At 44.1% G+C, this 12,486-nt stretch carries 8 protein-coding genes and 4 tRNA genes; 4 read left to right on the forward strand and 8 right to left on the reverse strand.

The window, feature by feature from the left end:
* Window position 1 precedes the first annotated feature (1 nt).
* Window positions 2-670 carry a Crp/Fnr family transcriptional regulator gene (locus BHV72_RS09435; RefSeq protein ID WP_286855627.1) on the forward strand — a complete coding sequence of 223 codons (669 nt, stop codon included), beginning with the start codon at window positions 2-4 and terminating at the stop codon, window positions 668-670.
* Between the two features lie 119 nt (window positions 671-789).
* Window positions 790-2,421 carry a hydroxylamine reductase gene (gene hcp / locus BHV72_RS09440; protein ID WP_022041436.1) on the forward strand — a complete coding sequence of 544 codons (1,632 nt, stop codon included), beginning with the start codon at window positions 790-792 and terminating at the stop codon, window positions 2,419-2,421.
* Between the two features lie 98 nt (window positions 2,422-2,519).
* Here hcp and BHV72_RS09445 read toward each other — a convergent pair whose 3' ends face one another.
* Window positions 2,520-3,704, reverse strand: coding sequence for a uracil-xanthine permease family protein (locus tag BHV72_RS09445; RefSeq protein ID WP_005676120.1), 1,185 nt, complete (start codon window positions 3,702-3,704; stop codon window positions 2,520-2,522).
* 167 nt (window positions 3,705-3,871) lie between these two features.
* Here BHV72_RS09445 and BHV72_RS09450 point away from each other — a divergent pair, with 167 nt between their 5' ends.
* Both BHV72_RS09450 and BHV72_RS09455 read left to right on the forward strand, forming a co-directional pair.
* Window positions 3,872-5,338 carry a potassium/proton antiporter gene (locus BHV72_RS09450; protein ID WP_005676121.1) on the forward strand — a complete coding sequence of 489 codons (1,467 nt, stop codon included), beginning with the start codon at window positions 3,872-3,874 and terminating at the stop codon, window positions 5,336-5,338.
* Between the two features lie 123 nt (window positions 5,339-5,461).
* Window positions 5,462-7,126, forward strand: a complete 1,665-nt coding sequence (locus tag BHV72_RS09455; protein WP_005676122.1) for a long-chain fatty acid--CoA ligase — start codon at window positions 5,462-5,464, stop codon at window positions 7,124-7,126.
* Window positions 7,127-7,312: 186 nt separating this feature from the next.
* Here BHV72_RS09455 and BHV72_RS09460 read toward each other — a convergent pair whose 3' ends face one another.
* The 7 genes from BHV72_RS09460 to BHV72_RS09490 all read right to left on the reverse strand — a co-directional run bounded on the left by BHV72_RS09460 (window position 7,313) and on the right by BHV72_RS09490 (window position 12,445).
* Window positions 7,313-9,322 carry a glycoside hydrolase family 97 protein gene (locus BHV72_RS09460; RefSeq protein WP_005680909.1) on the reverse strand — a complete coding sequence of 670 codons (2,010 nt, stop codon included), beginning with the start codon at window positions 9,320-9,322 and terminating at the stop codon, window positions 7,313-7,315.
* 181 nt (window positions 9,323-9,503) lie between these two features.
* Entirely contained in the window at window positions 9,504-10,676 is a 1,173-nt protein-coding gene (gene nagA / locus BHV72_RS09465; protein WP_022041434.1) for an N-acetylglucosamine-6-phosphate deacetylase, read from the reverse strand.
* Between the two features lie 21 nt (window positions 10,677-10,697).
* The gene (gene nagA, locus BHV72_RS09470; protein WP_005676127.1) at window positions 10,698-11,864 is read right to left on the reverse strand and encodes an N-acetylglucosamine-6-phosphate deacetylase; all 1,167 of its coding nucleotides are present in this window, start codon (window positions 11,862-11,864) and stop codon (window positions 10,698-10,700) included.
* 188 nt (window positions 11,865-12,052) lie between these two features.
* Window positions 12,053-12,128, reverse strand: a tRNA-Gly gene (locus tag BHV72_RS09475).
* 20 nt (window positions 12,129-12,148) lie between these two features.
* A tRNA-Leu gene (locus tag BHV72_RS09480) sits at window positions 12,149-12,232 on the reverse strand.
* A gap of 24 nt (window positions 12,233-12,256) precedes the next feature.
* Window positions 12,257-12,338: transfer RNA gene (locus BHV72_RS09485), tRNA-Leu, on the reverse strand.
* 34 nt (window positions 12,339-12,372) lie between these two features.
* Window positions 12,373-12,445 (reverse strand) — tRNA-Gly (locus BHV72_RS09490).
* Window positions 12,446-12,486: the final 41 nt, after the last annotated feature.

The raw sequence follows: 12,486 nt of genomic DNA on the forward strand, positions 1-12,486 counted from the left end.
TATGATACCCGTACTTATCAATAATCCGTTATTCCAGGAGATAACTCCGGAAAAACTATCCGCTAATCTGGAAGAAATAAGTTTCCACACCCGTTCTTATAAGAAAGGGGAAATTCTGGCACGGCAGGGGGATGTATGCAACCGCCTCGTCATTCTGACCAAAGGCAGTGTTCGCGGAGAAATGATAGACTATTCCGGAAGATTAATAAAGGTAGAAGATATTGCCGCCCCCAGAGCGATTGCCCCGCTTTTTCTGTTTGGCGAAGAAAATCGTTATCCGGTGGAGGTGACAGCCAACGAGCCGACAGAGGTTATAGAAATTCCTAAAACAAGTGTTCTGGAATTGTTCCGCAAGAACGAGCAGTTTTTCGAAAATTATATGAACCTTTCTGCCAACTACGCACGGACTTTATCCGACAAGCTCTTTTTCATGTCTTTCAAGACTATCAGGCAGAAGATTGCTTCTTATTTACTTCGCCTATATAAGCAGCAACAACAGTTACATATCACCCTCGACCGATCGCAACAGGAATTAAGTGATTATTTCGGAGTATCCCGTCCTTCGTTGGCACGCGAATTGGCACACATGCAGGAAGACGGATTACTCACTGCCGACCGGAAACAGATCACTATCCTTCAAAAAGAAGAGCTTGTCCGGCTTATCCAATAGAGTTTGCCGGTATCCACAAAAAAATATTCATTGTTGTAACATTAGTTACAGAACTGCCCGCAACCTTTGCGCTACATTTGCGTTCATTAATCAAGAAGACTAATTAAAACGTAAATGTTATGAGTATGTTCTGTTATCAATGTCAAGAAACCGCAATGGGTACAGGTTGTACCTTAAAAGGAGTATGCGGTAAAACATCCGAAGTGGCTAACCTGCAAGACCTGTTGCTCTTTGTAATACGTGGAATTGCCGTGTACAACGAACACCTGCGTAAAGAAGGACATTCCTCCGAAGAAGCGGACAAATTTATCTATGATTCTCTCTTTATCACTATTACCAATGCCAACTTTGACAAAGCAGCCATTATTGGGAAAATAAAGGAAGGACTACGCTTGAAAAAAGAACTGGGCGGTAAGGTTTCTATCAAAAACGCTCCCGACGAATGTCTTTGGAACGGCAATGAAGATGAATTTGAAGAAAAGGCTAAAACAGTGGGGGTGCTTCGCACACCAGACGAAGACATCCGTTCGTTAAAAGAACTGGTGCACTACGGACTGAAAGGAATGGCAGCCTATGTAGAGCACGCACATAACCTGGGTTACCAGTCACCGGAAATCTTCGCCTTCATGCAACATGCATTAGCTGAACTGACCCGCAATGATATAACTATGGAAGAACTGGTTCAACTTACACTGGAGACAGGTCAACATGGGGTGTCTGCCATGGCACAACTGGATACTGCCAATACAAGCAGTTACGGCAATCCCGAAATTACCGAAGTCAATATCGGTGTACGCAACAATCCGGGTATCCTTATCAGCGGGCATGACCTGAAAGACCTCGAAGAACTGCTGGAACAAACGGAAGGTACGGGAATAGACATCTATACTCACAGCGAAATGCTTCCGGCCCATTACTATCCCCAACTAAAGAAATACAAACATCTGGCAGGAAACTACGGGAATGCTTGGTGGAAACAAAAGGAGGAGTTTGAAAGTTTCAACGGGCCGATTCTGTTTACAAGCAACTGCATTGTTCCTCCACGTTCCAACGCCAGCTACAAGGATCGTATCTATGTCACCGGCGCTTGCGGACTGGAAGGAGCACATTATATCCCGGAACGTAAGGACGGAAAACCAAAAGATTTCTCTGCACTGATTGCCCACGCCAAGCAATGCCAGCCACCGGTAGCAATAGAAAACGGTACTCTTATCGGCGGGTTTGCCCATGCGCAAGTGACGGCTTTGGCAGACAAAGTAGTAGAAGCTGTAAAGAGCGGTGCGATTCGTAAGTTCTTTGTCATGGCAGGATGCGACGGACGTATGAAGAGTCGTGAATATTACACAGAGTTTGCCCGGAAACTTCCGAACGATACGGTTATCCTGACAGCCGGATGTGCAAAATACAGATACAACAAGTTGTCTTTAGGTGATATCAACGGTATTCCCCGTGTACTGGATGCAGGACAGTGTAACGACAGTTATTCACTAGCCGTCATTGCCCTGAAACTGAAAGAAATCTTCGGTTTGGATGATGTAAACAAGTTGCCTATTGTATATAACATTGCTTGGTATGAACAGAAAGCCGTTATCGTATTGCTGGCCTTATTAGCTTTGGGAGTGAAAAACATTCATCTGGGTCCTACCCTCCCCGCTTTCCTTTCTCCGAACGTAAAAAATGTGTTGATAGACCAATTCGGAATCGGTGGTATCAGTTCGGTAGATGAAGATATTATGAAATTTCTGTCATAACTAATAGAACCTGAATCTTACATAAAGGCGCGGACAATGCAATGTTTTTGTATCGTCCGCGCCTGAAATTTATAGTAGAATCAACTTATTCTTTCCGGTCAGTCATTTCTCGGCAAAATCAAATTAAGGAGTACGCCTACCAAAGCTGCCAGTCCGATACCGGATAAAGAAAATTCCCCCCAGGTAAAAACAGCTCCGCCGATACCGACAGTCAATGTTAAAGATACGATGATAATATTCCTTGTACGACTCAAGTCAATACAATTATTTACCAGATTGGCTATACCCGCACAGGCTATTGTACCGAAGAGTAAAAGCATAATTCCACCCAACACTGCACTCGGAATTGATTTCAACAATGCACTGATCTTACCTATAACAGAAAATAAGATAGCAGAAAACGCGGCAATCCGGATTACCTGCGGATTAGTGATCTTCGTCAGAGACATGGCACCCGTTACTTCGGAATAAGTAGTTACAGGAGGGCCACCTACCAGTCCGGCAAAAAAACAAGCCAGACCGTCTCCCAATAAAGTACGATGCAGACCGGGGTCTTTCACAAAATCTTTTCCGGCAACAGTGTTGACCACATATACATCACCAATATGCTCTATCACCGGAGCAATCGCTACCGGAATCATAAACAGCACCGGTTCCCACGAAAACTTAGGGAAAACAAATTGAGGCAAACCAATCCATGCCGCATCTCTGACACCGGATAAATCTAAATCATAGAAAAGCCATGCGGCCAGATAACCTACTATAATCCCACAAAAGATAGGTATCAGTTTTAAAAGTCCTTTCGCTTTCATTGAAACAATAACCGCAGTAACCAACGACAACAAGGCCAGCACCCAGTTTTCTTTTGCCATATTCACACCGGTTCCCGCCAGAGACAGTCCAATCAGAATAATGACCGGACCTATGACAACCGGAGGAAACAATTTCTCAATTACCCTTATCCCCTGCCACTTGACAAGCGCACTCATTACAAAATAAACAAGCGCAACCCCTACCATGCCCGATAAAGTGCCGGGTAATCCGTAAAGTTCCGTCGCTTTTATGATAGGAGCAATAAAAGCAAAACTACTTCCCAAGAAAATAGGAACCTTCCCACGAGTGACAGCGTGAAAGATAAGAGTACCGATCCCGGCGGTAAATAAAGCAGTGGAAGGGTCGAGCCCGACCAATAACGGTACAAGAACCGTAGCTCCAAAGGCTACAAACAGGAATTGTACTCCCACTATCCCTTTCCTTAAAGGAGTAAGATTATTTGAATCCATAAGTATGATGTAGATTAATTGAGTGCAAAATTAATCTTTTTAGACAATTTAACTACCTTTTTTCACAAAAATACATCCAAAAAGCCCTTTAATTTGTTGTTAATAATGTGTAACTTCGCACGGTGAGAACGAATACGACAATTTTATAACTTAATAATATATTGCCTATGATATTTACAGCAGAAAACACCTTACTTATTGGTTCTATCTTACTTTTCGTCAGCATTGTTGTTGGAAAAACCGGATACCGCTTCGGAGTGCCCACTTTATTACTATTCCTTGTAGTAGGAATGCTATTCGGAAGTGACGGACTCGGACTCCAGTTCCATGACGCCAAAGATGCACAATTCATTGGTATGGTTGCATTAAGCATCATCTTGTTTTCGGGAGGTATGGATACGAAGTTCAAAGAAATCAAACCCATTTTAGGACCAGGTATCGTGCTTTCTACCGTCGGAGTTTTACTCACTGCCCTTTTCACCGGATTGTTTATCTGGTGGCTATCCGGCATGAGTTGGACAAATATTTATCTGCCTATCACGACTTCATTGTTATTGGCAGCTACTATGTCGTCTACCGACTCGGCCTCCGTATTCGCTATCCTGCGTTCGCAGAAAATGAATCTGAAACATAACCTCCGTCCCATGTTGGAATTGGAAAGTGGTAGTAATGACCCTATGGCGTATATGCTGACCATTGTGCTGATACAGTTTATCCAATCGGCAGGTATGGGAGTCGGTGCTATTGTCGGTTCATTTGTCATTCAGTTTATGGTAGGTGCAGGTGCCGGATATGTACTCGGAAAGCTGGCTATCCGTATGCTGAACAAACTCAATATTGACAACCAGGCATTGTATCCGATATTATTGCTGGCTTTTGTATTCTTCACCTTTTCTATCACCGACTTGCTGAAAGGTAACGGTTACCTTGCCGTATACATCGCAGGTATCATGGTAGGAAACAATAAAATCATGCACCGCAAGGACATCTACACATTTATGGACGGATTGACCTGGCTGTTCCAAATCATCATGTTCCTTTGCCTCGGACTTCTCGTCAATCCGCATGAAATGCTGGAAGTAGCAGTAGTAGCCTTGTTGATCGGTGTCTTTATGATTCTCATCGGGCGTCCGTTAAGCGTGTTCCTCTGCCTGCTCCCTTTCCGGAAGATTACCATGAAATCACGGTTGTTCGTATCATGGGTAGGACTACGCGGTGCCGTACCTATCATCTTTGCCACCTATCCGGTAGTTGCAGGCGTGGAAGGTTCGAATATCATCTTTAATATCGTATTCTTCATTACCATTGTCTCGTTGGTTGTGCAGGGAACAACGATTTCTTTCGTTGCCCGCATGCTGAACCTCTCCAAACCACTGGAGAAAACAGGGAATGACTTTGGAGTGGAGCTGCCGGAAGAAATAGACTCCGACCTTAGCGACATGACCATTACCACGGAAATGCTGGAAGAAGCAGATACCTTGAAGGATATGAATCTTCCCAAAGGAACATTGGTTATGATAGTGAAACGCGGAGATGAGTTTTTAATTCCTAACGGAACACTGAAACTTCATGTAGGAGACAAGTTGCTCCTTATCTCCGAAAAATCAAAAGAGGAAGTAAACGAATCCGAATAAGGCGGGGGACGAAATATGTTCAAACATCCCCCGTTAATTAACCGTAAAACTTAATTGTAAAATTCGGTTTACATTAATGAAGTATTAATTTTGCGCAGTTTTAAACTAAATGTGCAAAAACGAATGGAACAAGAACATCAGTTCATCGACTATATTGAACAAAGCATTATCAAGAACTGGGATAAAGACTCTTTGACTGACTACAAAGGAATTACCCTCCAATATAAAGATGTGGCTCGTAAAATAGCTAAATTCCACATTGTTTTAGAAAGTGCCGGTATTCAGCCGGGAGACAAGATAGCAGTCTGCGGACGTAACAGTGCCCATTGGGCTGTCACTTTTCTGGCTACTATCACTTACGGAGCCGTAATTGTTCCTATTCTCCATGAATTTAAAGCGGATAATATCCATAATATTGTCAACCACTCCGAAGCCAAACTGCTTTTTGTCGGCGACCAGGCATGGGAAAACCTGAATGAAGACGCCATGCCCCTGTTGGAAGGAATCGCGTCACTCACCGATTTCTCATCATTGGTATCACGCAATGAAAAACTGACGTATGCTTTCGAACACCGGAATGCGATATACGGTCAACGTTACCCGAAGAATTTCCGTCCGGAGCATATCTGTTACCGGAAAGACAGGCCCGAGGAACTGGCTATTATCAACTATACTTCAGGAACCACAGGCTATTCAAAAGGTGTCATGCTCCCCTATCGCAGTATCTGGTCGAATGTGGCCTATTGTTTTGAAATGCTTCCCGTCAAACCGGGCGACCATATCGTTTCCATGCTTCCTATGGGACACGTTTTCGGTATGGTATACGATTTCTTATATGGCTTCTCCGCAGGTGCGCATATCTATTTCCTGACACGTATGCCGTCTCCGAAAATCATCTCACAATCTTTCTCGGAGATTAAGCCCAGAGTTATCTCTTGCGTACCTTTGATTGTAGAAAAGATTATCAAGAAAGATATCCTCCCTAAAGTGGATAGCAAAATCGGAAAGTTATTGCTCAAAGTACCTATCGTCAATGACAAAATCAAATCGTTGGCCCGCCAGGCAGCTATGGAAATCTTTGGAGGTAATTTCGACGAAATCATTATCGGCGGCGCTCCTTTCAATGCCGAAGTAGAAGCTTTTCTCAAAAAGATAGGTTTCCCCTACACCATTGCTTACGGCATGACAGAATGTGGTCCGATTATCTGCTCCAGCCGTTGGGATACATTGAAACTTGCTTCCTGCGGAAAGGCCACTACGCGAATGGAAGTCCGCATTGATTCCCCGGATCCTAAAACTCATGCCGGAGAGATTGTTTGCAGGGGAGCGAATATGATGCTCGGATATTATAAGAATCCGGAAGCTACCGCACAAATCATTGATGTAAACGGGTGGTTGCATACAGGAGATCTGGGTGTTATGGATGAAGAAGGTTATGTAACTGTTCGCGGACGTAGCAAGAATATGCTTCTCACTTCCAGCGGACAGAATATCTATCCGGAAGAGATAGAAAGCAAACTGAATAATATGCCGTATGTGGCGGAATCATTAATCGTATTGCAACACGACAAACTGGTGGCGCTTATCTATCCGGATTTTGACGATGCATTTGCTCACGGATTGCAGCAAAACGATATCCAGAAAGCTATGGAAGTCAATCGTGTCGAACTGAATCAACAATTGCCTAACTACTGCCAGATCAGCAAGATTAAAATTCATTTCGAGGAATTTGAAAAGACAGCGAAGAAATCAATCAAACGTTTCATGTATCAGGAAGCAAAAGGATAAGATCTTTTTCGTATACAAAAGACAAGATAAATAAAAACGGTGAACAAACCCCTGTACTTGTTCACCGTTTTTTCTAACCTAACCAACTTTATTTCCTTAATCTATCATCATTCAACAATCTTTTACCTTAAAACCAAACCTATCCCTAACACAATAAACCTCTATTAAATCTTAACCTATTTTTTCTTAAAGTTGTATGAACGAAATAGCCTGTCCTCCTCCGGCAGCCATACGTACAGTCAGCGTATTTTCAGCTGTGACAGTTTGTTCCGTAATCTGATAATCTGCCGGATTCGTTTTCCAGTCCGCCTTCTCACCGTCGGCATAGATAACAGCTTTATATTGTTTCCCCGGTTTCAGGAAGTCCAGTTTTATTTCCAGTGTACGGGGAGCCTCATTGGTAGCTGCTCCGAAGAAATAATTGTTTTTCGCTTTACGTACAACAGCTACAAACTCTCCCGGTTCTCCTGCCAATGCCTTGGATTCGTCACAATCCGGGTCGAAATCGCGGAAGAACCGGAAAGCAGGATGTCCTTCATAATGCTCAATCATATCAGAAGCCATTTGCAAGGGAGAATATAGAATCACCCAATTGGCAATCTGCTTCGCCAATGTTGTGTTGACACGGCTGTTCCCCTTATCCTGGTCATTCCATTTCCGACGACGGGGAGAGTCTTTGGTTTGCTGGAACAAAATATCAAAAGTTCCTGGAGTGTAGTCCATTGGACCGGACAGCAAGCGGGTAAACGGCAACATTACATGATGAGACGGCGGATTTCCTTCACTCCATGCATTCCATTCCATACCTCTGGCTCCTTCGCGCGTCATCATGTTGGGCCATGTACGGCGGATACCGGTATCCTTAATCGGTTCGTGTGCATCCAATGTCATTCTATGCTCCGCAGCTGTTTCCACTACCTTCTGATAATGGTTGACTCCATATTGTCCATGATGTGAAAGCCCGTTCGGGAAAGCTCCTGCATAACCTGTTTTCAGGATGTGGATGCTGTGGTCGGTATACCATTGCATTGCATGATCCATTTGCCGTTCATAGTTCGGGATATTTCCTCCTGTTTCATGGTGTCCAATGATTTCGATTCCTTTTTCCTTGGCATAACGTACTATTTCATCTATGTCAAAGTCAGCGTAAGGTTTCGTAAAATCAAAATTCTGCATACCGCCCCAACTTTCCCAACCTTCATTCCAGCCTTCAAACAATACCGCTTCTATATTATTGGCAGCAGCGAAGTCGATATATTTTTTGGCATTGACAGTGGTAGCACCGTGGCGTTCATCCATTTTCCAAGTCTCTACCCCCAGATGCATCCCCCACCATACACCGATATATTTCAAAGGACGAATCCAATCAGTAGTTTCTAACACACAAGGGTCATTCAGGTTCAGGATCAGGGAAGAATTGATTAATCCGACAGCTTCCGGAGCAATCTGGATAGTACGCCAGGAAGTTGTAAAATGGTTGCTTTTGCGTACCTTGATACCGTCCGGCCAAGGAGTAAGTTCCGCCTTCAAAGTGTAATCTCCGATTTGTTTCAGCGTCATTTCGGAGAAATCATACAATGCCGCTTCATGGATACTTCCGTAAACACCATCCGCCGTCTTAAAGGTAAAAGGAGTATTGGCTGTCTCCACTTCGGAAATAGGCTGCTGCTTATAAAGCAATTCATAAGTCTCGGCACTCGCAGGAATCGACCATGAGGTACCGTCCTGACGGAAGTGGAAAGTAGTCAGTTCATCAGTTATCATCAGAGAATCCACATTGGGAACATTATATTCATAACGGAACCCTACTCCGTCATTGAAAACCCGGAAACGAAGGGTCAACTGCACCTGATCCTCATTAATCAGATTGACAGCCATTTCATTATAATGGTTCCGGTTGGTTTTATTTTCTCCCCACGGCTGCGTCCATGTTTCATCTTTGCTGTCGAATGTGGTTTTCTCTATCCGGAAGCCTCCTCCCAGAATAACACCGTTTCCCTCCACAAAGCCCATTTTTGAATTTTCTATCAGCAATGAATCATTTACCGACACATTATAAAACGGAGTACCATTCTCATCTACCGTCAACGTCATCTTGATGTGACCGTCCGGTGATTTTACTTCTGTTTTCGGACTGCTACACGCACAACATCCCAGCATACACAGAAAAGCTACAACTAAATGCTTTACTTTCATAGTACAATTATCTGTTTATATATAATACAATCCATAAAGAAGAAACACTTAATTGTATGCGACTTTTCTTTATAAAGAAAGTCCGAATCTGATTTGCTTTGCAGGCAAACCTCAGATTCGGACTTTTATTTTCATTAAAACACCGGATGTTATTTATCAAACATCGCTCATCCGGCAATTATTATTTATGCAGAAGAACATCAGTACCCGGAACAATCTTTCCCATTGACCACACACAACGTACATTCAACTCCTTATCGAGAATCACAATATCTGCATCCAACCCTTTAGCCAATGCACCTTTCCGGTCACTGACTCCAATCAAACGGGCGGGAGTCTCGGAAGCCATGCGCACTGCATCCTCCAAAGGAATATTTGCTTTCTTTACCATTGTACGCACCAACACATCCATTGTAGCCAAACTACCGGCCAGCGCGGAATGGTCTGCCATTTTACACACTCCATCTTCAATAATATAACGCGGGTCAATCGGTTCATGTCCTTCGTAAGCAGCGTAAGCCAGCGCATCAGTCACCAGACACGTATTCTCCACTCCTTTCAGTTTATAAACCAGTTTCAGAATAGTGGCAGGCAAATGAATGCCGTCCGCAATAACTTCCACCGTCATTCCGTCTGTCAGATATACACTCTCCACCGTCCCTTCATATTTATATTCACGGCGTTTGTGGAAACCCGGCATTGCATTGTAAAAATGAGCAGCATGTGAGAATCCCACCGCATACGCCGCTTTAATCTCATCATATTCGGCTTCTGTATGTGTAACTGCCGTCATTATTCCCTTTGAACGGGTATATTTGGCGAAATCATGCGCTCCACGTAATTCCGGGCTGATATCCCAACGCTTGATACAAGTAGTATGCTCCAATAACGGAATATATTCATTCTCATCAGGAGTTTTCAGAAAACCTTCATACTGGCTTCCTGCCATTTTCGGATTCAAATAAGGTCCCTCAATATGCAGACCGAGAATTGGAGAATCCGGTTCCTGCATCAATCCCTCACACACATCGACAGCCTGATAAAGTTTTTCAAACGATGTGGATGACAAAGTAGGAAACATACTGGTGGCGCCATGCTTCAAATGCGCGGTAGTTGCCATGCGGAATGCTTCTTCCGTAGCTTCGGTAAAATCATGTCCGCCGCCTCCGTGCGCGTGCATACTGACAAATCCCGGTACGATTGTCATTCCCCGGGCGTCAATAACCGTTGCACCGATAACTGCCAGGTCACTGTTGGTCACCTCTAATATTTTTCCGTCACAAATCAATACCGAACCGTCTTTCAGCCAGCCTTGCGGGGTAAGTATTCTACCATTAATTATCTGAGTTAACATAGTCTTCTTTATTTATTAGATTTAAAACAGTTTATTGGTACCTTCCACTAATTGCCCCATTGCCCATACGGCTCTCACATTCAAGTCTCTGTCGAGGGCAATAATATCGGCATCCTTACCACGTTCAAGCGTTCCTTTGCGGTCAAGTACTCCCATTATGCGGGCAGGCGTTTCGGATACCATGCGTATCACATCCGCCAAAGGTATTTCCGCTTTCTGCACCATGGTACGAATCAAGCGGTCCATAGTAGCCACACTTCCTGCCAAAGCAGAACGGTCGGCCAGCTTGCATACTCCGTCTTCAATAATCACGCGCGGGTCAAAAGCAGTCTGGCTGTCACTGGCCGCACAAGCCAGTGCATCCGTTATCAGGCAGGTACGCTCCACTCCTTTTATCTTATAAACAAGACGCAGAATAGTAGGTGGTACATGAATACCGTCAGCCACCACTTCGACCGTCATGTCGTCAATCAGGTAAATACTTTCTACCGTACCTTCGTATTTATATTCTTTCCGTTTATGGAATCCCGGCATTGCATTATAGAAATGAGTAGCATGGGTATATCCGGCTTCATAGGCAGTCTGTATGTCCTCAAACTCCGCCTGCGTATGTCCTACGGAAGCCAACACTCCTTTCGCCGTGATGTATTTACCGAATTGCATGGCTCCCGGAAGCTCCGGCGCAGCATCCCAACGCTTGATACAACGAGTTTCCTCCAGTAACGGGATATATTCTTCCGGATCGGGGTTTTTGATATTTTCGGGAATCTGTCCGCCTGCCATAGCCATATTGAAATAATGTCCTTCCAGATGAAGTCCTAATACAGGGCTGTCCGGTTCCGCCATCATCTTCTCGGTAGTCTCTGCGGCTGCACGAATCATAGGAATGGTAGAAGAAGAAAGAGTGGGGAAAATACTGGTCGTACCATGCTGCATATGAGCTTTGACAGCTACCCGGAAAGCTTCTTCCGTGCCTTCCATGAAGTCTCTTCCACCGCCGCCATGAACGTGGATTTCCACTCCTCCGGGAACGATATACATTCCTTTGGCGTCGATAAGTTTAGCTCCAATAATTGCAAGGTCACAATTGGTTACTTCCAGAATTTTGTTGTCGCGAATAAGCACTGATCCATCTTTCAGCCAACCTTGAGGCGTCAGGATGCGTGCATTAATGATTTGTGTTAACATATCGCTATTATTAAATTAATTATAGGCCTGTGTGAATCAATGACACTCTTTTTGGGGGAAGTACACTGATTTTTTCAATTGCAAAATTACGCTTTTCTATTCAATCTATCGATAAAATAGTCCGGTAAACTTCCAATATAATACAAAAAAAGGTTGTCAATCTTATCGACTGACAACCTTGTTCTATTTGGAGCGGAAAACGAGACTCGAACTCGCGACCCTAACCTTGGCAAGGTTATGCTCTACCAACTGAGCTATTTCCGCAAATAACCTTTCATGAACTGTGAAGAGAAGGAGACTCGAACTCCCACGACATAACTGTCACTACCCCCTCAAAGTAGCGCGTCTACCAATTCCGCCACCTCTCCAGAATTCTAAAAGTATAATCTCTGTGCCCAGAACAGGACTCGAACCTGCATGCCTCTCGACACACGCACCTGAAACGTGCGCGTCTACCAATTCCGCCACCTGGGCAAAGATTATTGTTCCAACATTTCAAAGAAACATGAGCGGAAAACGAGACTCGAACTCGCGACCCTAACCTTGGCAAGGTTATGCTCTACCAACTGAGCTATTTCCGCATTTTTTCGTTTGCGGTTGCAAAGGTAGGGATTTTCCGTAA

Origin of the sequence: Bacteroides sp. 43_46, from assembly GCF_001915455.1 — a bacterium.
GTDB classification, from domain to species: Bacteria; Bacteroidota; Bacteroidia; order Bacteroidales; family Bacteroidaceae; genus Bacteroides; species Bacteroides caccae.